This window comes from Microbispora corallina (genome assembly GCF_016863035.1).
GTDB lineage: Bacteria > Actinomycetota > Actinomycetes > Streptosporangiales > Streptosporangiaceae > Microbispora > Microbispora corallina.
The window spans coordinates 181,771-203,443 of the sequence record NZ_BOOC01000009.1; the positions used below are offsets into that span (position 1 = coordinate 181,771).

Genomic DNA, 21,673 nt, shown 5'->3' on the forward strand with positions numbered 1-21,673 from the left:
CCCGGACGGTCCGCCGCCCGGGGCTTCGGCGCGTACGGGGACGCGTTTCGGGTTAGCCCCACCTGCGGGACGGCCGTTCGCCCCATTCACCCCGGCCCGAAGTGTTGGCAGTCTTGTCCCGAGCCGTCACGCCGTACGGAAGCGAGGGAACGGTGACGATGACCGCCGAGACGGCGTCCCCCGACCGGCCGGCCCCCGAGCCGGACGACCGCCCGCTGCGCGAACGGGTGCCGCTCGGCCCCAAGGGCCCGATCGGGGTCGCCCTCGACCCGATGACCTGGCGGGCCGTGCCGTACCTGTTCCTCAGCCTGTTCCTCGGCCTCGCGTGGCTCGCCGTCCTGTCGGTCGCCGTGCCCGTGTCGGTCGCGATGGTCGTCGTGTGGGTGGGGCTCCCGCTGATCGTCGTCACGATCCTGATGTGGCGCGGCGCGGCCATGCTCGAACGGCGGATCCTGCGCCTGGCCTTCGGCGTGCGGATCCCCGACCCGTACCGGAGGCGGCCGGAGGGAGGGTTCGTCCGCCACCTCGACTGGTTGTTCGGCGACCCCGCGACCTGGAAGGACCTCGGCTACCTGCTCCTGCTGACGCCGCTCGGGGCGCTGGAGTTCTTCGTCTCGCTGCTGCTGTGGACGAGCGGCCTCGCCCTGCTGTCCGGCCCGCTCGTCACGGCCCTCGGCTGGCGGACGACGATGGGCGTCCGGCTGGGGTACGGCTCGGTCGCCGAGTCGGTGCCCTGGGCGCTCGTCGGCGCGGCGATCCTGGTGGTCGCCCTCTACGCCGTGCGGGGCATGACGTGGCTGCACACCATGCTCGCGAACCTGCTGCTCGGCGTGGACGAGCAGGACCATCTGCGGGCCCAGACGGAGTACCTGCGGGCCAGCAGGGCCCGGGGCGTGCACACCGCCGAGACCGAACGGCGGCGGATCGAGCGCGACCTGCACGACGGCGCGCAGCAGCGGCTGCTGGCGGTGGCCCTCGACCTGGGCCGGGCCCGCGCCAAGTTCGACGAGGACCCCGAGGCGGCCCGCGACCTGCTGGCCAGCGCGCACGCCGGCACCAAGGAGGCCATCGCCGAGCTGCGCGACCTCGCCCGCGGGATCTACCCCGCCATCCTCACCGACCGGGGGCTCGACGCCGCGCTGTCCTCGCTCGCGGCGCGGGCGCCCGTACGCGTCGAGCTGTCCGTGGAGATCGCCGAACGGCCGCCCCCGGCCGTGGAGAGCATCGCGTACTTCATCGTGTCCGAGACGCTGACCAACATGGCCAAGCACTCCCGCGCCTCCGAGGCGTCGGTGTCGGTCCGCAGGGAGGGCGTCCAGATCGTGGTGGAGGTCGCCGACAACGGCGTGGGCGGCGCGAGAGCCGTACCGGGCGGGGGACTGGCCGGGCTCGCCGACCGCGCCGCCACGATCGACGGGGTCCTGATCGTCGACAGTCCGCCCGGCGGTCCCACCCGTATTCGCGCCTCGCTGCCCTGCACGTGGTAGGACGGGCTCCCGCCGACCTAGGGTGTGGCGCATGCGCGTAGCGATCGCGGAGGACTCCGTACTGCTCAGGGAGGGCATGGCCCGGCTCCTGGCCGACGGCGGGATCGAGACGGTCGCCGCGGTCGGGGACGGCCCCGCCCTGGTCGCCGCGGTCGCCGAGCACGCCCCTGACCTCGCGATCGTGGACGTGCGCATGCCGCCGACGCACACCGACGAGGGGCTGCGCGCGGCCATCGAGGTGCGCGCCCGCCGTCCCGGCTTCCCGATCCTCGTGCTGTCGCAGTACGTGGAGGAGCGGTACGCGACCGACCTGCTCGGGGGAGGGGCCGCCGCCGTCGGCTACCTGCTGAAGGAGCGGGTCGCGGACGTCTCCGACTTCCTCGACGCGGTCCGCCGGGTGGCGGCCGGGGGGACGGTCATCGACCCCGACGTCGTCGTGCAGCTGCTGAGCCGCCGCCGGGCCGGGCTCGACACGCTCAGCGTCCGCGAGCGGCAGGTGCTGTCGCTGATGGCGGAGGGCCGGTCGAACGCCGCGATCGCGTCCGGGCTCGTCGTCAGCGAGGGTGCGGTGGAGAAGCACATCACGGCGATCTTCGTGAAGCTCGGCCTCGACCCCGCGCCCGACGCCCACCGGCGGGTCCTCGCCGTCCTCGCCTACCTCGGCCGTCGCTGACCCGCTCGCCGGCACGACAAAGGCCCGCGCGGATCGCTCCGCGCGGGCCTTCGGGTGCGTCGTCTGTACGGCTTGCGCCAGGGGTTGGTGGGGCGAGCCGCACAGCTCCGCTACTTGACGTCCACGAACTTCTTGTTCGAGAGCGAGCGGTAGGTGTTGCTCGTGGCGGATGCCGTGGTCCGCCAGTAACCGTCGTACTTCGGCTTCACACTCTTGCTGTACTTACCGGTGGAAGTGGCGTGGACGGTGCTCACGAACTTCCACGTCTTGGTGCCCTTCTTCATGAAGTACAGCCTGAGGGTCTTCTTCGACCAGGCCTTCGTACCCCGGTAGACCTTGCCGTACAGCTTCGTGGTCTTGCCCTTCTTCACCTTCGCCGGGGAGGCGTACAGGGTGATCTTGGACTTGGCCATGGAGCTGCTCTTCTTGACCTGGAAGCCCCGGACGAAGCTGTACTTCTTGGTGCCCCGCTGGACGGTGATCTTCAGCTGCCAGTCGCCGGCCGTGGTGCTGTAGTCGAAGGACGTCGAGTCGTGGTAGGAGTCGTCGGCCTCGAGACCCGTGGTCAGCGCGTAGTAGTCGTCGCTGTCCTCGGACTCCAGCCGGACGTCGGTGACCTTCTCGTCGCCGTACTTCTCCAGCTTGAAGGCGGCGTAGACGTCCACATCCTTGCCCGACTTCAGGTACACCGGGTCCGGGTCGACGTTGGCGCCCGTGACCCGGGTCGCCGCGGCGACGGCAAGGGTGGTCCAGTTGCTGTACGTCGGGGTGGCACCGGAGGCGGCGTCGCCCTGGGTGATGCCGATCTGGTACTTCCAGTCCCCGGGCTTGTCGCTGGACGCGACGGGGATGTAACCCGAGACGTCAGCCTTGTTGTCACTCGGAACGCTGCTGACTGTACCGAGCTGAGTGGGGATCTCCGCCGTGTGCGCGGACGAGTCGGTCTCGTCGACCTTCAAGTAGCGCACGGTCACCTTCGCCGGGTGGTCCTTGTCGGCGTAGGCGCCGGACACGTGCACCTTAAAGGTGATCTTGTCGCTGCCGGTGGGCGGGATGAACTTGTCCACGAAATCGACGCCACTGGCAGAGGCGTCGGCGTACGCGGGGGAAGCTACGGTGATGGCCGCTCCTGCGGCAAAGACAGCCGCCCCCGTCGCGGCCGCCAAGGCGAGCCGCAAGCCCTTCCTCATGGTTACCCCTAACATTGGTAAAATTGAGGGAAAAGTCGGGTTTGAACACCGGAGCCTAGTGGGGCGGGTGTGACTAGTCCACTTGCCTGTAAACGTTCGCCCGATTTGTGTGGAGTTCCGCTAACGTTCGTCTCTTCTGGGCTGCGGGACCTGGCCGCTGTCCACACCGGGGAATAGGGCGTGGCCGGGGAAGGTTGCAGGATCTGGCACACTGGTAGCCGAACCGCAGCGGTACCGGTTCCCGCAGGCGCGTCAGGGTGTGCCGACGCGCCGAGGCCCTTCGAGCCGACAAGCGACCCGGCGACCGCACCGAGCGTTAGGACTGAGACATGAAGCCCGACATCCACCCGGAGTACGTGGTCACCGAGGTGACCTGCACCTGCGGGAACACCTTCACCACGCGCAGCACCGCCAAGAACGGCGTGATCCACGCCGACGTGTGCTCCGCCTGCCACCCGTTCTACACGGGCAAGCAGAAGATCCTCGACACCGGTGGCCGGGTGGCGCGCTTCGAGGCGCGTTTCGGCAAGAAGGCCCAGAGCAAGTAGCTCCTCCGCGACGCCGGCCCGGCGGCGCCCCTCGGTTCAGAGGCGGCGTTCCCGGGTCGGCGTTCTTGGTGATTGCGGCCTGTTTCCGAGGATCATGAGATAAGGAGCTCGCGGTGAACCTCGACGAGATCATGAGCGAGTACGCCGACCTGGAACTGCGGCTCGCCGACCCCGCGGTGCACGCCGACCAGTCCAGGGCGCGGGCGTACGGCAAGCGGTACGCCGTGCTCACGCCCATCGTCGCGACCTACCGCGAGCTTGAGTCCGTACGGCAGGACCTGGCGACCGCGCGCGAGCTCGCGTCGGAGGACGCGGCGTTCGCCGAGGAGGCGGCCGACCTGGAGAGCCGGATCCCGGCCCTGGAGGAGCGGCTCACGCACCTGCTCGTCCCGCGCGACCCGAACGACGACAAGGACATCATCATGGAGATCAAGGCGGGTGAGGGCGGCCAGGAGTCGGCCCTGTTCGCCGGTGACCTCCTGCGGATGTACCTCAGGTACGCCGAGCGGGCCGGCTACAAGACCGAGATCATCGACGCCCAGCACTCCGACCTGGGCGGCTACAAGGACGTCACGGTCGCGATCAAGGGCAAGGAGGGCGCCTGGTCGCGGCTCAAGTTCGAGGGCGGCGTCCACCGGGTGCAGCGGGTCCCCGTGACCGAGTCGCAGGGCCGCATCCACACCTCGGCGGCCGGCGTGCTCGTCTACCCCGAGGCCGAGGACGTCGACGTCCAGATCGACCCGAACGACCTGCGGATCGACGTGTTCCGGTCGAGCGGCCCCGGCGGCCAGAGCGTCAACACGACCGACTCGGCCGTGCGGATCACGCACCTGCCGACCGGCGTCGTCGTCTCCTGCCAGAACGAGAAGAGCCAGCTCCAGAACAAGGAGTCGGCGCTGCGCATCCTGCGCGCGCGGCTGCTCGTGATGGCGCAGGAGGAGGCCGACGCCGCCGCGATGGCCGAGCGCAAGTCGCAGGTGCGGACGGTCGACCGCTCCGAGCGCGTCCGGACCTACAACTTCCCGGAGAACCGCATCTCCGATCACCGGGTCGGTTACAAGGCCTACAACCTCGACCAAGTCCTGGACGGCGATCTCGACGCGGTGATACAGGCTTTGCTCGACGCCGAACTCGCGGAGAAGCTCGCCGCCCACACGTGAGCCGGCGAGCCGGCCACCCGGCCGTACGCCCCCGAGAGCTCAGCCCGCAGGACCACCGACAAGCGACCGCGACCGCCGTAAGAGACCGATGACCTTCCTGCTCGACGAGATCGCCCACGCGACCGCCCGGCTGGCCGAGGCGGGCGTGCCGTCGCCGCGCACCGACGCCGAGGAGATCGCGGCGTTCGTGCACGGCGTGGCCCGGTCGCGGCTCCACATGGTGAAGGACGCCGATTTCGACGCCCGCTTCTGGGAGGGGATCGCCCGCCGGGAGGCGCGCGAGCCGCTCCAGCACATCACCGGGCGCGCCTACTTCCGCTACCTGTCGCTGGAGGTCGGCCCCGGCGTCTTCGTGCCGCGGCCCGAGACCGAGGTCGTCGCCGGCTGGGCCATCGACCGGCTCCGCGAGATGGACGTCGCTCAGCCCGTGGTCGTCGACCTCGGCACCGGCTCGGGCGCCATCGCGCTGTCGATCGCCCAGGAGGTCGCCCTCGCCCAGGTGCACGCCGTGGAGATCGACCCCGTCGCCTACAGCTGGGCCAGGCGCAACATCCTCGAACACGGCCAGGGCCGCACGTCCCTCCACCCCGAGGACCTCGCCGATTGCCTCCCCGAGCTGAACGGCCGCGTCGATCTCGTGATCTCCAACCCGCCGTACATCCCGCCGGGCGCGATCCCGCGCGACCCCGAGGTGCGCGACTACGATCCGTCGCGCGCGTTGTACGGGTCGGGGGAGGACGGGCTCGACGAGGTCAGGGCCGTCGAACGGACGGCCAGGCGGCTGCTGCGGCCCGGGGGCTTCGTCGCCGTCGAGCACGCCGACCAGCAGGGGAACGCCGTCTACTGGCTGTTCTCCGAGGACAGGGGCTGGCGCGACGCGCGTCTGCGGCAGGACCTGACCGGCCGGGACCGGTACGTCACCGCCCGCCTCGACCAGGACTGACCGCCCGAGGCTGTTTCCGACGGCCGGATGCCCGGCGACGCGTGCGGGCCGCGCGGGAGGCCGTGGAAGGATGAGGCTGTGAGCCAACGGTATGACTGCGCCGACCACGACCAGCGGACCGCGGGGCTGGCCGAGGCCGCCTCCGCCGTACGCCGGGGCGACCTGGTCGTGATCCCCACCGACACGGTGTACGGGATCGGCGCCGACGCGTTCACCCACTCGGCCGTGAACGCCCTGCTGGAGGCCAAGGGCCGCGGCAGGGAGACGCCCGTCCCCGTGCTCGTCGGCACCGTCAGGGCCGCCAACGCGCTCGTGGAGAGCCTCGGGACATACGGCCAGGACCTCGTCGACGCCTTCTGGCCCGGGCCGCTCACGCTCGTCCTGAAGGCCAACCGGTCGTTGTCGTGGGACCTCGGCGAGAGCAAGGGCACGGTCGCGATCCGCATGCCGCTGCACCCCGTGGCGCTCGACCTGCTGAAGGAGACCGGCCCGATGGCCGTCTCCAGCGCCAACCGGTCCGGCGCCCCAGCGGCGACGACCGTCGACGAGGCCCAGGAGCAGCTGGGCGACTCGGTGTCCGTCTACCTCGACGCGGGCCCGTGCACCGACAACGCGCCGTCCACGATCGTCGACCTCACGACGGCGGTCCCGCGGGTCCTGCGCAAGGGCGCGATCCCCGTCGACAAGCTCCGCGGCGTCGTGGGGTACCTGGCCACCGAGGACTAGCCGGCCGTCCCCGTTCCCACGGGTCGGGGGCAGGGCACATTCATGCCGTCTGGCTATCGGGCTTCTCGAAGGCTGTCGCCCCAGCTACCGTGAAGTGCGCCGATATCTCTGTGGAGGCGCGCCCAATGGCCAAGCTCGACGGGATGGATCCGAAGCTCGTCCGCGAGTTGCTGTCGGAGGTCCAGCACGCCGCGAGGCAGATGGACATGATCGAGGCCCGCGTCACGCAGCTCACCCGTGGAGCCGGGGTCGCCGTCCACGCCACCCATCGGCCGTCCCAGGTGGCGGACGCCTGCACGACCATGGTCAAGGACGTCGACCGCCGCCTCGTTCTCCTGGAGAAGAAGGAGAAGCAGCAGGGCGGCGGCACGGCGCCGACGGGCAAGACGTCCACGTTCTCTCCGGAGCAGGACACCACCCGGCCCCCGGACGATCCCGCCCCCAAGGCTTCGGACCACAAGCCCGACCACAAGGCCGACGCGGACGGGAAGACCGGCGGGAAGGCCGATGGCGCGTCCGCGTCGCAGGGGTCGTCCGCGCACAAGCCGGAACACAAGCCCGAGCACAAGCCGGAGGCGCACCACGCCTCGACCGCGCAGCAGAAGAACGACGCCCCCAAGCCGGAGTCGTCCTCGCACGACCCGGTCCACAAGACCCACGGGGCCACCGACGGCGGCCACGCGACCTCCGGCGGCACCCACGGTGTGGCCGAGGGGACCCTCGCCGACCGCACGCGCGGCACCGTAGAGGGCACGCTGGCGGAAGTCCCCCGCCACGACACCCACACCGGCACCCACACCGGCACCTCGAACGGCACCGCCACCGGTTCCACCGATACAGGTTCGGCCACCGGCACGGGCTCGGCCACCGGCACCGGCCAGCCCTCCGGGACCGCGACCGGCACCGGCACCTCCGACGGCGGCGCCGGCACGGGCCAGCCCGGGGGCGCCGGAGCCGCTGCGGGCGGGACCGGAACCGGCACGGGCGGCGATGCGGCAGGCACCGCCACCGGCGACGGCACGGCGAACGGCACGGGGACCGGGACCGGGCATGCGTCCGACGGTTCGGCGACAGGCGGCACAGGCACCGGGACGGGCCAGCCGACCGACAACGGCACCGGGACAGGCGACGGCACCGCGACAGGCACGGGTCAGCCGACCGACAACGGCACCGCGACAGGCGACGGCGCAGCGACGGGCTCGTCCAACGGACATGCGGCGTCGGACGGCTCGGCGCCGCTCGGCGACCAGCCGTCGAACGGGCGGGACGACTCACAGATCATCGACACGCCGGGGAAGGACCACCCCGACGACATCGACCAGAGGGCCGGACGTCAGGTGATCGTGGTCGACGGCGTGAAGGTCGTCAGCACCCCGCTCAACCAGCCCAGCGCCGACTACATCGCCGATCTGAACCAGCACATGCAGGACATCCAGCCGATCGACATGCCGACCGTGCACGCACACGCGGGCAGTGCGGGCGGAGGCGCGACGGGTCCCCATCCCGACGGACCGCCCGGATACGTCGAGCCGCTCGAACCCGGCCATCCAGTCGCCGACCACCCCTCCACATCCGGAAGCGGAACGGGCACAGGCACAGGCACAGGCACGCACACCGGTACCTCAACCGGCACCGCCACCGGCACCGCCACCGGCACCGCTACAGGCACTGCTACGGGCACCGGCGCCCATTCCGGCGAGGCCGCGACGGGCTCGCACTCCGGCGCCGCGACAGGGACGGGCACGGGGACGGGCGCCGGATCCCCTGCCGGCCTCGCCCCGGAGGATCCCGAGGGCGCCTACGTCGGCACGCCGGAGGACAACCTCACCGAGGATCCGTACGCCACGGGCAACGCCGACGCCGTGCCGGGCACCCCTGAGCACCATGCGCCGTTCCACGCCTCGCACACCGCCTCAACCACCAGTGGTCACCCGGTGGACACCGGCGCCTCGGCGAACGGCACGTCCAACGGCACGTCAAACGGGGCCGCCGCACACGCCGGCACGAACGGCACCGGCGGGTACGCCGGGGACGCCCCCGCCGACCAGGGGGACAGCCCGCGCTCGGACCAGAACGGCGGGGGAGCGGTACCCGATCCGCGGGCGCTCGCGGCGGCCCAGCCGGGCGACGTCCTCACCTATCCCGCCCGGCACGACGGCGACGCGGTGCTGCGGATGCTCGTCGACCACCATCGGGAGATCGAGCCCGTCGACATGCCGAGCGTCAGCGTGCCGAAGGGCGAGTGGGGCACCGGCCAGTGGGTGCCGAGGGACATCGGGCCGGACGGACCGTCCGGCAGCGTCGATCCCGGCGAGCCCGACGCCCCGATCCCGCCGCCGGGAGGCTGAGCGTGAACGCCCCCCACGAACCCGTAGCGGTCGCGGACGCCCGTACCGCCGCGCCCCACGGGACGACAGGCCCCGGTTTCGGGCCGCCTCTAAATCGACCGGCCGAGATCTGCGAGGTGCGATCGTGACGTACGTCGACCCGCCGGCGCCGACGCCGCTGCAGCCGGGCGAGACGCCGCCCGCGCCGTCCGGCACCGACCTGCTGACGCCGGGCGGGCAGCCGACGGGCTGGGTGTTCAACCCCGAGTACCAGAGGCTCGTCGATCTCTGGCTCCAGGTCGTCCCGCTGATGGACCAGCTCACCCGCTCGCTCGACAAGCCGCACGAGCAGGCGAAGAGCAAGGACGTCTGGGACGCGCCGGTCGCCGGGCGCTACGTGCAGGACCTGGCCGAGTATCGGGCCCGGCTGGGGATGTACCGGCAGGCGGTGCTCACGGCGATCAGCGATCAGGCGGCGGACACGCCTCGCTGGGTGCCGAGCCGCACCGGCGCGCCGCACGCGTTCTCCTGATCGGACGGAGATTCGGGCACGCCGTACGACCGAAACCACGGCGCTCCCGAGGCGGAAGAGCGGGAACGTCCGGGCGTCCGCCACCCCGCGGGCGCCGGCGGAACGTCGCGCGGATCCGGCCCGGCGCCCCCGGTGCCGCCCATCCGTGCCCGAAATGGAGGAGATCAGGTCCGTCGTCCTGCAGGCCACGGGGCAGCTGAGTGCGATAGCGTCGGTTCTCGAACGGGTAAAGGGGCTGACCGCGACGCATCCGGCATATCCCCGCGAGGAATAGGGCGGTCTGTGCTGTTTTCCCGTCACAACAGGCTTGCCTATCCAGGAAACTAGGTCCGTGCGGGAATATCTGCTCTTGGCACTCGTGGCGGCAACGGTGACGTACCTGCTGGTGCCGCCGGTCAGGGCCTTCGCGCTGCGCATCGGCGCGGCCCCGGAGGTGCGGGAGCGGGACGTGCACAAGGTGCCGACCCCCCGGCTGGGCGGGCTCGCGATGTTCGGCGGGCTGGTCGCCGGCATCATCACGGCGACGCACCTGCCGTACGTGGGCGGGGCCTTCGGCAACGGGCAGAGCGGGCAGACCGCGTTCGCCATCCTCTCGGCGGCCACCCTCATCGTGGTGACCGGCTTCCTGGACGACTGGCTGGGGATGGACGCCCTCGTCAAGCTGGGCGGCCAGGTCGCCGCGGGCGGCCTGCTGGTCTACTTCGGGATGTACCTGCCGTTCCTGCCGCTGCCGCAGTTCATGGGCGGCGCGACCGGCCTCGACAGCACCCTGCGCACCGTCATCACGATCCTGATCGTCGTCGTCGTGATCAACGCGGTGAACTTCGTGGACGGCCTCGACGGCCTGGCCGCCGGCATCGTGGGCATCGCCGCCATGGCGACCTTCGCGTACTCCATCGCGCTGTCGCAGACGAGCAACGGTTCGCGCATCAACGTGACGGCGGCCATCGCCGCCATCCTCATAGGGATGTGTCTGGGCTTCCTCCCTCACAACTTCAACCCAGCCAAGATCTTCATGGGCGACACCGGCGCCATGCTCATCGGGCTGCTGCTGGCCACCTCGCTCATCACCATCACGTCGTCGGTCGAGCCGAGCGCCGTGAAGATCAACAAGTTCCCCGTCATCCTGCCGCTCGTGCTGCCGATCGCCGTCATGATCCTGCCGCTGGCCGACCTGATCATGGCCGTCGTCCGCCGCACCTCGGCCGGCTTGTCGCCGTTCGCCCCCGACCGCGGCCACCTGCACCACCGCCTGCTCGACATCGGCCACTCGCACCGGCGCAGCGTCCTGATCATGTACGCGTGGACGTTCCTGTTCGCCTTCACGATCGTCGGCCTGTCGATCGGGGGCGTGCCGCTGATCCTCTTCCCGCTCACGGTCCTGCTCGCGGTGGCGGTGCTGGTCATGATGGCGCTGCCCCGCTGGCGCTCCCGGCGGGACGCCCTCCGCTACCGGAAGGTCGGCGCGCACGCGGCCGGACGCCCGGCATCCGGCCCCGGCTCCGCCGAACCGGGGGCGACGGAGGCCGAGGCCACCGACGTGATCCCCGCGGTGCCCACCATGTCCCAGCCGTCCCCGGCCTCTCCCGGGCCGGCCGCGCGCCCGCCGGCCGCCCGTCACCCGTACGCCGACCAGCCCGTGTGGCCGGGCGCCCCCGCCCAGCCGGGTCAGCCGGGCCGGCCCGATCAGGCCGGTCACCCTGGTCAGAGCGGCCAGGACGAGCAGTTCGGCACACCCGGCCACCCCGTCCTCCCCTCGCCCTCGCTGCCTCCCGAGCAGCGCCGGGGGGACGCGGCAACCCGTCAGCCCACCCGAAACGGCAGGTAAAGGTCGCACTCCGGAGCTTGTGATAGCTTTCACTAGCAGGGGTGAGGACGACGCCGCCCCCTGAGGTAGCAATCGCTCGCTTGACAATCGACTATGGAGTATCGATGCAGGCCAACGACGTGCGCGTGCTGAAGGGCGCCGCCGTGCCGACCCTCGTTGTCGGTCTCGTCGCGGTGATCGTCGCGGCGGTGCTGAGCGGAGCCGGGGGTGCGCTGGGCGCCGGCATCGGCGTCGTCCTGGTGGCCGCCTTCTTCACCGTGAGCCTCGTGGTGGTGTCCTGGGCCGGCCGGATCTCGCCGATGGCGATGATGACCGCCGCGGTCGTCGGATACATCGTCAAAGTGCTCGCGATCATGGCCGCGCTGAACGCCTTCGACGGGACCACCGTGTTCGACTCCAGGGTGTTCGCCCTGGCGACGATCCTGTGCACGCTGACGTGGACCGTCGGCGAGATGCGCGGGTTCATGAAGCTCAAGCTGCTGTACGTCGAGCCCGACGCCGAGGTCCCCGGACGGGGACGGTGACGCCGGGGCACGCGGGGCAGCCCGATATGACTAGTCCGCATGGCTCCTGCTATCGTCGTGCTCGCGATGAGCGAACAGGAGCGCAGGCCCGAGACCGACGGCCGCGACTTCGCCGACGCCGCCTGGTCCGTCCCGAGCTATCTGCTGTCAGGGATTCTGGTGTGGGGCGGCCTCGGCTGGTTGCTGAGCCGGTGGACCGGCGTGTATGCGTTCATCCCCATAGGCGTAATTGTTGGGGTCGTACTGGCGGGCTACCTCGTCTATTGGAAGTACTGCCGCTGAGAACCGGCCCGGTTCCCACGCTCTTCTATTGATCGATCACTCTGAAGGGAACGCCCGTGCGCGAGCGTAGCGAACGGACGAACAAGCACATGCTTCGGGCATTCGGCCCCGAGCGGGTAGGCGAGGTGACCAGGTGACCCCCCTTGTGCTCGTCGCCGAGGACAACTTCCAGGCGCCGGGGCCGTCCATCTTCGATTTCCCGCCCCTGTACGACGGCGCGCCGGCCTGGCTGACCAAGCCCGTGGTGTTCGCCCTGATTGGCGCCATCCTGGTCTGCGCGCTCGCGTGGAGCGCCTTCGCCAATCCCAAGCTCGTGCCCCGGGGAATGCAGAACATCGGCGAGATGGGCTACCAGTTCGTCCGTGACCAGGTCGCCCGCCCCTTTCTCGGCAAGGACGCCGAGCGGTGGATGCCGATGCTCCTCAGCATGTTCTTCCTCATCCTGTTGTGGAACCTCTTCGGCGTCGTCCCGCTGATCCAGATTCCGGTGCCCTCGCACATCGCCTTCGCGATCGTGTTCGCGGTCACGGTCTACGTGATCAAGATCTACCTCGGCATCAAGCACCAGGGGCTGGGCGGCTACTTCAAGAACATGATGTTCCCGCCGGGACTGCCGAAGCCGATCTACATCCTGTTGTCCCCGCTGGAGCTCGTGTCGAACCTGATCCTGGCGCCGTTCACGCACGCTGTCCGGCTCTTCGCGAACATGTTCGCGGGCCACATGATCCTGGCGTTCTTCAGCGCCGTCGGTTTCTGGTTCCTCTTCGAGAAGCTGACGCCTCTCGGCTCGGGACTCGGCGTGGTCGGCGTGATCATGGCGATCGTGATGACCGGCTTCGAGATGTTCATCCAGTTCCTGCAGGCGTTCCTCTTCACGCTGCTCGCCGCCATGTACATCGGCGGCTCGCTCCACCCCGAGCACTGAGCACCGCAGAGCATCGAGTCCCCACTGACGTAGACCAGACCGGTGAAGCACTCACCGGCCAACCAGTAAAGGAATCAAGCAATGAGCGTTCTCGCTGAGGTCTCCGGCAACGTCACCGCCATCGGTTACGGCCTTGCCGCCATCGGCCCCGGCATCGGCGTGGGAATCATCTTCGGTCAGGGCGTGCAGGCCATCGCCCGCCAGCCGGAGGCGTACGGGCTCATCCGCCAGAACATGCTCCTCGGCTTCGTTCTCACCGAGGCGCTGGCCCTCATCGGCCTCGTCGCACCGTTCATCTTCCAAGGCATCAAGTAAGACGACCATAAGGAAGGCTGCACCCCATGACTCTGGCAGCTACGGTCCTGGCGGCCGAGGGAGCGGAGAACCCGCTCATCCCGCACGCCTACGAACTGGTCGTCGGCAGCTTCGCCTTCCTCGTCGTCTTCATTGTCGTCGGAAAGATCCTCACCCCGCGCATCCAGAAGACGCTGGCCGAGCGGACCGAGGCTATCGAGGGCGGCATCAAGAAGGCCGAGGACGCCCAGGCCGAAGCCCAGCGCACTCTGGAGCAGTACCGCGCCCAGCTCGCGGAGGCCCGCCAGGAGGCGGCCCGCCTGCGTGAGGAGGCGCGCGAGCAGGGCGCGCAGATCAAGGCGGAGCTCCGCGAGGAGGCCCAGGCCGAGGCCCGGCGCATCGTCGAGGCGGCCCACACGCAGATCGAGGCCGACCGCCAGCAGGCGCTGGCCCAGCTGCGGAACGAGATCGGCCGGCTGTCGACCGAGCTCGCCTCCCGCATCGTCGGCGAGTCCCTGGAGGACGAGGCCCGCCAGCGGCGCATCGTCGACAGGTTCCTCGACGAGATCGAGGCCCGGCCGGAGGCGGTCCGCTGATGCGCGGCCTGAGCAGGACGGCGATGTCCGAGGTCGAGCAGCGGTTCAACGCCGTCGCGGCGTCGGCGGATCTCGGCACCCTCGCCGACGACCTCTTCGCCGTCGCCGATCTGTTGGACCGGGAGCACGGGCTGCGGCGGGGTCTGTCCGACCCCGCCCGGCCCGCCGACCAGAAGGAGCAGGTCCTCCGCGGGCTGCTCGACGGCCGGATCTCGGCCGCCGCGATCGAGATCGCGGCCACCGCGGTCCGGGCGACCTGGTCCCGCGCCGGTGACCTCCCCGACGCCCTCGAGCGCGTGGGCGTCATGGCCGCGGCCGCCGAGGCAGAGTCCGACGGCCGCCTCGACGACGTCGAGGACGAGCTGTTCCGGTTCGGCCGCATCCTGGCCGCCAACCCCGCCCTGCGCCGTGTCCTGAGCGACGCCGCGATCCCCGGGGAGCGCAAGCGGGAGCTGCTCGCCGCGCTTCTCGACGGCAGGGCGGCCCCCACCACGATCCGCCTCGTGACGCAGGTCGTCGTGCACCCCAGAGGACGTAGCCTTGAGACGGCCCTGGAGGAGTACGGCTGGATCGTGGCCCGGGCGCGCGAGCGCCTCGTGGGCGTCGTGCGGAGCGCGGTTCCGCTGGGCGAGGAGCAGAAGCAGCGGCTCGCGGCCTGGCTGCGAGCCACCTACGGGCGAGACGTCCACCTGAACGTCGAGGTGGACCCGAGGGTGCTCGGTGGTTTCTCCGTGCGGGTGGGGGACGACTACATCGACACCACGATCGCCGGACGTATCGAAGAAGTCCGCCGCCGGTTGGCCGGCTGAAGGCGAATAGGGAGACAGAGAAGAGATGGCGGAGCTTACGATCCGGCCGGACGAGATCCGGGAGGCGCTTGAGCGCTTCGTCCAGGCGTACGAGCCGGAAGGTGCCGCGCGCGAGGAGATCGGGACCGTCGTCGACGCCGGCGACGGCATCGCCCATGTCTCCGGCCTGCCCTCGACGATGGCCAACGAGCTGATCGAGTTCGAGAACGGCACGCGCGGCCTCGCGCTGAACCTGGACGTGCGCGAGATCGGCACGGTCGTCCTCGGCGACTTCAGCGGCATCGAGGAGGGGCAGCGGGTCCGGCGCACCGGCGAGGTCCTGTCGGTCCCCGTCGGCGACGACTTCCTCGGCCGCGTGATCGACCCCCTCGGCAACCCCCTGGACGGCAAGGGCGCGATCGAGGCCGAGGCCCGCCGCGCGCTCGAGCTGCAGGCCCCCTCCGTGGTCCAGCGCCAGCCGGTGAAGGAGCCGCTGCAGACCGGCCTCAAGGCGATCGACGCCATGACGCCGATCGGCCGCGGCCAGCGCCAGCTGATCATCGGCGACCGCGGCACCGGCAAGACCGCGATCGCGGTGGACACCATCCTCAACCAGAAGGAGAACTGGCTCTCCGGCGACCCCACGCGTCAGGTGCGCTGCATCTACGTCGCCGTCGGCCAGAAGGGCTCCACGATCGCGCAGGTGCGCGGCCGTCTGGAGGAGGCCGGCGCGATGGAGTACACCACCATCGTCGCCGCCCCGGCCTCCGACCCGGCGGGTTACAAGTACATCGCCCCCTACACCGGCTCCGCCCTCGGGCAGCACTGGATGTACCAGGGCAAGCACGTCCTGATCGTCTTCGACGACCTGACCAAGCAGGCCGACGCCTACCGCGCCGTGTCCCTGCTGCTGCGCCGCCCGCCGGGCCGCGAGGCCTTCCCGGGCGACGTGTTCTACCTGCACTCCCGCCTGCTGGAGCGCTGCGCCAAGCTGTCGAACGAGATGGGCGCCGGCTCGATGACCGGTCTGCCGATCATCGAGACCAAGGGCAACGACGTCTCGGCGTTCATCCCGACCAACGTCATCTCGATCACCGACGGCCAGTGCTTCCTGGAGACCGACCTGTTCAACGCCGGCGTCCGCCCGGCGATCAACGTCGGCATCTCGGTGTCCCGCGTCGGCGGCTCGGCGCAGATCAAGGCCATGAAGAAGGTGGCCGGCACGCTGCGTCTGTCGCTGTCGCAGTACCGCGACCTGGAGGCCTTCGCGGCCTTCGCCTCCGACCTGGACGCGGCCTCCCGCGCCCAGCTGGAGCGCGGCGCCCGCCTGGTCGAGCTGCTCAAGCAGCCGCAGTACAGCCCCTTCCCCGTGGAGAAGCAGGTCGTGTCGGTGTGGGCCGGCACCACCGGCGAGCTCGACGACGTCCCGATCGAGGACATCCGGCGCTTCGAGGCCGAGTTCCTCGACTACCTGCAGAGCACGCAGAAGGGCGTCTTCGACAGCATCCGCGAGACCAGGGACCTGTCGGACGACACGGTGACCGCCCTCAAGGACGCCGTCACGGAGTTCAAGAAGGGCTTCACCACCTCCAGCGGCGAGCTGCTGGTCAGGGACGAGCCGGTGGAGGCGCTCGACGCCGCCGAGGTCGGCCAGGAGAAGGTCGTCAGGCACGTCCGCAAGACCGAGGCGAAGTAACGCATGGGTGCCCAGCTGAGACTGCTGCGGCGGCGGATCAGGTCGGTCAAGTCCACCGCGAAGATCACCCGCGCGCAGGAGCTGATCGCCTCGTCGCGCATCGTCAAGGCGCAGCAGCGGATGCAGGCGGCCGTGCCGTACGAGCGTGAGATCACACACGCGGTGTCGGCCGTCCTGTCGAACACGGCGAGCGTCGACCACCCGCTGACCGTGGCCAAGGAGCAGCCGGCCACGGCGGGCGTCCTGATCGTCACCAGCGACCGCGGCTTCGCGGGCGGCTACAACGCCAACGTGCTGCGCGAGGCGGAGGCGCTCAAGGGTCACCTGACCGAGCGCGGCCTGGCCGTCCGGCCGTACGTCGTCGGACGCAAGGGCCTCACCTGGCACAAGTTCCGCGGCCGGGAGCTGTTCGGCGAGTGGGACGGCTTCTCCGACAACCCGTCGTACGCGCACGCCAAGGACATCGCCGGCGCGCTGATCGACTCGTTCAAGGAAGAGGACGGGATCGACGAGATCCACGTCGTCTCCACCGGGTTCGTCTCCATGCTGACCCAGAACGTGATCGTCAGGCGGATCCTGCCGCTCGAGGTCGAGGAGGCGCCGGAGCCGGCGGACGGCCCCATGCCGTACTACGAGTTCGAGCCGGCCGCGGGCGAGGTCCTCGACGCGCTGCTGCCGCGCTACATCGAGTCGCGCATCTACAACGCGCTGCTGCAGGCGGCCGCGTCGGAGCACGCCGCGCGGCGGCGGGCCATGAAGTCGGCCACGGACAACGCCAACGAGCTCATCGGCGTGTTCACCCGGCAGATGAACCAGGCTCGCCAGGCCGAGATCACCCAGGAAATCAGCGAGATCGTCGGTGGCGCCAACGCGCTGGCTGACGCCGCAGCGGGGAAAGAGTGAAATGACCGCACAGACTGTTGAGACCAACGTGGGCCGCGTGGCCCGCGTCACCGGTCCGGTCGTCGACGTGGAGTTCCCCGTCGAGGCCATGCCGGACATCTACAACGCGCTCACCGTCGACGTCACGCTCGGCGGGGAGACCAAGACCCTGACCCTCGAGGTCGCCCAGCACCTCGGCGACAACATCGTCCGGGCCATCTCCATGCAGCCCACCGACGGCGTCGTCCGCGGCGCGGCCGTCAGCGACAGCGGCGCCGCGATCTCGGTGCCGGTCGGCGACGCGGTCAAGGGCCACGTGTGGAACGCCCTGGGCGAGCCGCTCGACGCGCCGAAGGCGTCCATCGAGGTCAACGAGCGCTGGCCGATCCACCGGCCGGCCCCGGCCTTCGACCAGCTCGAGGCCCGCACCGAGATGCTGCCCACCGGCATCAAGGTCATCGACCTGCTCACGCCGTACGTGAAGGGCGGCAAGATCGGCCTGTTCGGCGGCGCGGGCGTCGGCAAGACCGTTCTGATCCAGGAGATGATCCGCCGCGTCGCGCTGAAGTTCTCGGGCACCTCGGTGTTCGCGGGCGTCGGCGAGCGCACCCGTGAGGGCAACGACCTGTGGCTGGAGATGGAGGAGGCGGACGTCCTCAAGGACACCGCGCTCGTCTTCGGCCAGATGGACGAGCCCCCGGGCACCCGTCTGCGGGTGGCGCTGTCGGCTCTGACGATGGCGGAGTACTTCCGCGACGTGCAGAAGCAGGACGTGCTGCTGTTCATCGACAACATCTTCCGCTTCACCCAGGCGGGCTCGGAGGTGTCCACGCTGCTCGGCCGCATGCCGTCCGCCGTGGGTTACCAGCCGACCCTCGCCGACGAGATGGGCGTGCTCCAGGAGCGCATCACCTCGACCCGCGGACACTCGATCACCTCCATGCAGGCGATCTACGTCCCCGCGGACGACATCACCGACCCGGCCCCGCACAACGCGTTCGCGCACCTCGACGCGCAGACCGTTCTGTCCCGGCCGATCTCGGAGAAGGGCATCTACCCCGCGGTGGACCCGCTCGACTCCTCCTCGCGGATCCTCGACCCGCAGATCATCGGTGACGAGCACTACGCGGTCGCCCAGGAGACCAAGCGGATCCTGCAGAAGTACAAGGAACTGCAGGACATCATCGCCATCCTGGGCATCGACGAGCTCTCCGAAGAGGACAAGGTCACCGTTCAGCGGGCGCGCCGCATCGAGCGGTTCCTGTCGCACCCGATGTACGCGGCCGAGGCCTTCACGGGCCAGCCGGGCGAGTTCGTCCCGCTCGACGAGACGATCGCGTCCTTCAAGGGTCTGTGCGCCGGCGAGTACGACCACCTGCCCGAGCAGGCGTTCTTCATGGTCGGCGGCATCGAGCAGGCCATCGCGAAGGCCAAGGAACTCGAGCGCTGAGGCCCGTCTCGACGTCCCGTACGGCCCCGCGCATCTGACGCGGGCCGTACGGGCGTCCCGGGCGTCTCCTTGGAAGGGGAGCTGAGAAGTGGCAAAGCTTCGCGTGGGCGTGGTGTCGCCGGAGCGCGAGATCTGGACCGGCGAGGCCGACATGGTCATTGCCAAGACCGTGGACGGCGAGATCGGTATTATGCCGGGACACGCTCCTGTTCTCGGTGTCCTCGTCGAGGGCGGGGTGCTGCGCGTCAAGCGCGGTGCCGAGGCCGACCTCGTGGCCGCGGTCCACGGCGGGTTCATCTCCGTCGCCGACAACGACGTGTCGATCCTGGCGGAGGCGGCCGAGCTCGGCTCCGAGGTCGACGTCGCCGCGGCGAAGGACGCGCTGCAGCGTGCTCAGGCCTCGATCGAGGCCGACCAGGAGGACGCGGACGCGCGGCTGGAGGCCAAGCGTGCGGCGGCCCGGCTGCGTGCGGCCGGCGAAGAGGTCTGACTCTCGACAAGGAGGGCGGCGATGGCGGCGCTTGACATACTCGCGGGCGTCGTCGCCCTGGCCGCGTTCCTCGTGGTGCGCGGAGTCGCCCTGGCCCGGAGCCGGGGCACGGTCGTCTGTCGCGTACGAGACGGCCATGGAGGCTGGAAGAGCGGGGTCGCCCGCTACGTAGGGGGAGAGCTCCACTGGATCCCCTTTCTGGGACTGCGACTGAGGCCGCGCCACGCGATCGCGAGGCGCGGCCTCACCGTTTCCAGCCGCAGAATGCTGGGGATCGACGAGGGCCCCGCCGGCTACTGGACCGTCGTCTGCTCCGCCGAGCGCGGCCCGCTGTCCCTCGCGATGAGCGAGGACGCCCTCACCGGCTTCCTCGCCTGGCTCGAATCCGCCCCGCCCAGCGCCCACCTCGACGCCGCCTAGGCCTGTATCGAAGTTTCAGCAAACGGCAGTTGATCGACGGGATCCGCTGGCGCGTGCGCGTAGGGGCGCCCTGGCGCGACGTGCCCGCCTGTTACGGATCCTGGCCGGCGGTGTACGCCCTGGCCGGCCCGGCGGCCGATTTCGGCGTCCCACCCGGGAAGCCCATGTGCCCGGGAGGCGCCGGGACTTACCGTGCCGGCCCTGCGGACCGGCACGCCGTCGTCCCGGGCAGGCCGCGTCGTCGCAGGGTAGGGCCCCGGATGGCATCCCGTGCGTCCCGTATGACCGGCATGTCGTTGCCTGCTCCCGACCGGCGTGCAAAGCTCCAGCGACCTTCACCGCCGGACGCATTCCGCGTCCGCCTCTCCCCGGAGTTTCTGCGTGAACTTCAGCCGCCCTCGCCGCTGGGCGAGTCTCGTGACGGCGACCGTGGTCGCCGTCACCACCGCCGTCGTCGGCGTCGCCTCCCCGGCGTTCGCCGAGCCACACGCCGACGCCAAGCAGTGCGACAACAACAGCGGTATCTACTACCAATCCATCGGGTCTCCCTACGGGAGCCAGGAGATCTACGGCACGAAGCCGCGGCTCTACTCGGCCGGCAACAACGCGTCCATTTACGGTGAGGCGTACCTCAAGGCCGGTGACTACCTCAGCATCGACCGCACGAACGACATCGTGCCGCTGTCGTCCGACATCCATTATCGCCAGTACACGACGTCGGAGCTGGCCGGGAAACTCGGCGGCGACTTCACCTGGCACTATTGTGAGAAGATCACGCCGGATGGCCTCGTGGAGTACGACCGTGCCCCATTCGACGGCTGGTACTACACCCGGTCGATCGACGGTGCCCATCGAGGCGTCCGGCTGTGCATCACCCGGCCGAGCGTCTCGGACAAGGCGGTCTGCGTCGGCGAGAACACCAGCCCGGGAGGGTGGTACGTCGACAACGACGACGATTCGAATGACTGGTTCTACATTCCGCCTGGCTCGACCACCCCGGACGAGCCGGACCCTCCGTCCACCAGCACCAGCTCGCTGGTCGCGTTCCAGGCGAATACCGGCTTCCTGTTCACCCGGGACGCCAACGGCGCGATGGTCGACACCCGGTACGGCATGATGCGCGGCACCAGCCCGGCCACGTCGAACGGACAGGTGGCGTTCCAGGCCAACACCGGTTTCCTGTTCACCCGGGCGACCAACGGGGCGATGCACGACACCCAGCTCGGGATGATGGCCGGGACCAGCCCGTCCATCTCCGGCGGGCAGATCGCCTTCCAGGCCAACACCAGTCTGCTGTTCACTCGGAACATGTCCACCGGCAAGACGGTCGATCTGCGCCTGGGCTTGATGGCCGGCACCAGCCCGTCGATCGCCGGTGACACCGGCAGCTGGCGGATCGCCTTCCAGGCCAACGACGGCTTCCTCTACTACCGGGACTCCGGCGGCGCCACGGTGAACACCGGCTTCGGCATGATGCGCGGCACCAGCCCGTCGATCGCGAAACTGTCCGACGGCCGCTACGTGATCGCCTTCCAGGCCAACACCGGTCTGCTGTGGGTCCTGAACAGCAACGGCACGGGCACAGATCTACGCCTGGGCCTCATGACCGACACCAGCCCCGCGATCTCGGCGTCGGGCACCTCCTGGACGATCGCGTTCCAGGCCAACACCGGCTTCCTCTTCACCCGCAACAGTGCCGGCAGCACGGTCGACACCCGGTACGGGATGATGGCGCACACCAGCCCCTCGATCCGCGGGTCCCGGATCGTGTTCCAGGCCAATGACGGCTTCCTCTACTACCGCGACGGCACCTCGGCCGCCGTCAACACCGCGTACGGCATGATGGCCGGAACGAACCCGGCAGCCTGAGAGAGAAGCCGCCGCCCAGACGGGGCGGCGGCTTCCTGGCGAA

At 70.1% G+C, this 21,673-nt stretch carries 22 protein-coding genes and 1 pseudogene; 22 read left to right on the forward strand and 1 reads right to left on the reverse strand.

Annotated elements, in window-relative coordinates; translation table 11 throughout:
• The first annotated feature begins 158 nt into the window (after positions 1 to 158).
• Both Mco01_RS13030 and Mco01_RS13035 read left to right on the forward strand, forming a co-directional pair.
• Positions 159 to 1,487, forward strand: coding sequence for a sensor histidine kinase (locus Mco01_RS13030; RefSeq protein ID WP_239103576.1), 1,329 nt, complete (start codon positions 159 to 161; stop codon positions 1,485 to 1,487).
• Positions 1,488 to 1,518: 31 nt separating this feature from the next.
• Positions 1,519 to 2,160 (forward strand): response regulator, encoded by a 642-nt coding sequence (locus Mco01_RS13035; protein WP_204057141.1) that lies wholly within the window; start codon positions 1,519 to 1,521, stop codon positions 2,158 to 2,160.
• A 110-nt stretch (positions 2,161 to 2,270) separates the two neighbouring features.
• Here the strand turns inward: Mco01_RS13035 and Mco01_RS13040 are convergent, their stop codons facing one another.
• On the reverse strand, positions 2,271 to 3,227 hold the full coding sequence (locus tag Mco01_RS13040; protein WP_204057142.1) for a hypothetical protein: 957 nt from the start codon (positions 3,225 to 3,227) through the stop codon (positions 2,271 to 2,273).
• Between the two features lie 452 nt (positions 3,228 to 3,679).
• On the opposite strand from Mco01_RS13040, the gene rpmE reads away from it, so the two are divergent.
• The 20 genes and pseudogenes from rpmE to Mco01_RS39075 all read left to right on the forward strand — a co-directional run bounded on the left by rpmE (position 3,680) and on the right by Mco01_RS39075 (position 21,630).
• A complete protein-coding gene (rpmE, locus tag Mco01_RS13045) occupies positions 3,680 to 3,898 on the forward strand; it encodes a 50S ribosomal protein L31 (RefSeq protein WP_036327430.1) in 219 nt (72 codons plus the stop codon).
• Positions 3,899 to 4,011: 113 nt separating this feature from the next.
• Entirely contained in the window at positions 4,012 to 5,058 is a 1,047-nt protein-coding gene (gene prfA / locus Mco01_RS13050) for a peptide chain release factor 1 (RefSeq protein WP_036327428.1), read from the forward strand.
• An 88-nt stretch (positions 5,059 to 5,146) separates the two neighbouring features.
• Positions 5,147 to 6,001 carry a peptide chain release factor N(5)-glutamine methyltransferase gene (gene prmC / locus Mco01_RS13055; RefSeq protein ID WP_204057143.1) on the forward strand — a complete coding sequence of 285 codons (855 nt, stop codon included), beginning with the start codon at positions 5,147 to 5,149 and terminating at the stop codon, positions 5,999 to 6,001.
• A gap of 78 nt (positions 6,002 to 6,079) precedes the next feature.
• The gene (locus Mco01_RS13060; protein ID WP_204057144.1) at positions 6,080 to 6,727 is read left to right on the forward strand and encodes an L-threonylcarbamoyladenylate synthase; all 648 of its coding nucleotides are present in this window, start codon (positions 6,080 to 6,082) and stop codon (positions 6,725 to 6,727) included.
• Positions 6,728 to 6,852: 125 nt separating this feature from the next.
• Complete coding sequence (locus Mco01_RS13065) at positions 6,853 to 9,075, forward strand: hypothetical protein (protein ID WP_204057145.1); 2,223 nt, start codon at positions 6,853 to 6,855, stop codon at positions 9,073 to 9,075.
• Between the two features lie 124 nt (positions 9,076 to 9,199).
• A complete protein-coding gene (locus Mco01_RS13070; protein ID WP_204057146.1) occupies positions 9,200 to 9,586 on the forward strand; it encodes a hypothetical protein in 387 nt (128 codons plus the stop codon).
• A gap of 331 nt (positions 9,587 to 9,917) precedes the next feature.
• Positions 9,918 to 11,414, forward strand: coding sequence for a glycosyltransferase family 4 protein (locus Mco01_RS13075; RefSeq protein WP_204057147.1), 1,497 nt, complete (start codon positions 9,918 to 9,920; stop codon positions 11,412 to 11,414).
• Between the two features lie 104 nt (positions 11,415 to 11,518).
• Positions 11,519 to 11,938 carry a Cg1360 family ATP-synthase-associated protein gene (locus Mco01_RS13080; RefSeq protein WP_204057148.1) on the forward strand — a complete coding sequence of 140 codons (420 nt, stop codon included), beginning with the start codon at positions 11,519 to 11,521 and terminating at the stop codon, positions 11,936 to 11,938.
• A gap of 66 nt (positions 11,939 to 12,004) precedes the next feature.
• Positions 12,005 to 12,220: a hypothetical protein gene (locus tag Mco01_RS13085; RefSeq protein ID WP_204057149.1), complete on the forward strand. Its 216-nt coding sequence runs from the start codon at positions 12,005 to 12,007 to the stop codon at positions 12,218 to 12,220.
• Between the two features lie 133 nt (positions 12,221 to 12,353).
• Positions 12,354 to 13,145 carry a F0F1 ATP synthase subunit A gene (atpB, locus tag Mco01_RS13090; protein WP_204057150.1) on the forward strand — a complete coding sequence of 264 codons (792 nt, stop codon included), beginning with the start codon at positions 12,354 to 12,356 and terminating at the stop codon, positions 13,143 to 13,145.
• An 81-nt stretch (positions 13,146 to 13,226) separates the two neighbouring features.
• Positions 13,227 to 13,460 (forward strand): ATP synthase F0 subunit C, encoded by a 234-nt coding sequence (gene atpE / locus Mco01_RS13095; protein WP_036327412.1) that lies wholly within the window; start codon positions 13,227 to 13,229, stop codon positions 13,458 to 13,460.
• A 26-nt stretch (positions 13,461 to 13,486) separates the two neighbouring features.
• Positions 13,487 to 14,035: a F0F1 ATP synthase subunit B gene (locus tag Mco01_RS13100; protein WP_204057151.1), complete on the forward strand. Its 549-nt coding sequence runs from the start codon at positions 13,487 to 13,489 to the stop codon at positions 14,033 to 14,035.
• The gene (locus Mco01_RS13105) at positions 14,035 to 14,844 is read left to right on the forward strand and encodes a F0F1 ATP synthase subunit delta (protein ID WP_204057152.1); all 810 of its coding nucleotides are present in this window, start codon (positions 14,035 to 14,037) and stop codon (positions 14,842 to 14,844) included. Before Mco01_RS13100 ends, Mco01_RS13105 begins: the two co-directional genes overlap by 1 nt.
• A gap of 25 nt (positions 14,845 to 14,869) precedes the next feature.
• On the forward strand, positions 14,870 to 16,519 hold the full coding sequence (gene atpA / locus Mco01_RS13110) for a F0F1 ATP synthase subunit alpha (RefSeq protein ID WP_204057153.1): 1,650 nt from the start codon (positions 14,870 to 14,872) through the stop codon (positions 16,517 to 16,519).
• 3 nt (positions 16,520 to 16,522) lie between these two features.
• The gene (locus tag Mco01_RS13115; RefSeq protein WP_204057154.1) at positions 16,523 to 17,422 is read left to right on the forward strand and encodes a F0F1 ATP synthase subunit gamma; all 900 of its coding nucleotides are present in this window, start codon (positions 16,523 to 16,525) and stop codon (positions 17,420 to 17,422) included.
• A gap of 1 nt (position 17,423) precedes the next feature.
• Entirely contained in the window at positions 17,424 to 18,851 is a 1,428-nt protein-coding gene (atpD, locus tag Mco01_RS13120) for a F0F1 ATP synthase subunit beta (protein ID WP_204057155.1), read from the forward strand.
• A gap of 88 nt (positions 18,852 to 18,939) precedes the next feature.
• Positions 18,940 to 19,341: a F0F1 ATP synthase subunit epsilon gene (locus tag Mco01_RS13125; protein ID WP_036327401.1), complete on the forward strand. Its 402-nt coding sequence runs from the start codon at positions 18,940 to 18,942 to the stop codon at positions 19,339 to 19,341.
• Positions 19,342 to 19,362: 21 nt separating this feature from the next.
• On the forward strand, positions 19,363 to 19,761 hold the full coding sequence (locus Mco01_RS13130; RefSeq protein WP_204057156.1) for a DUF2550 domain-containing protein: 399 nt from the start codon (positions 19,363 to 19,365) through the stop codon (positions 19,759 to 19,761).
• Positions 19,762 to 19,763: 2 nt separating this feature from the next.
• A pseudogene (locus Mco01_RS40185) lies at positions 19,764 to 19,820 on the forward strand (hypothetical protein); the annotation flags it as partial.
• Between the two features lie 322 nt (positions 19,821 to 20,142).
• Positions 20,143 to 21,630 (forward strand): hypothetical protein, encoded by a 1,488-nt coding sequence (locus Mco01_RS39075; protein WP_239103577.1) that lies wholly within the window; start codon positions 20,143 to 20,145, stop codon positions 21,628 to 21,630.
• The last annotated feature ends 43 nt before the right edge of the window (positions 21,631 to 21,673 follow it).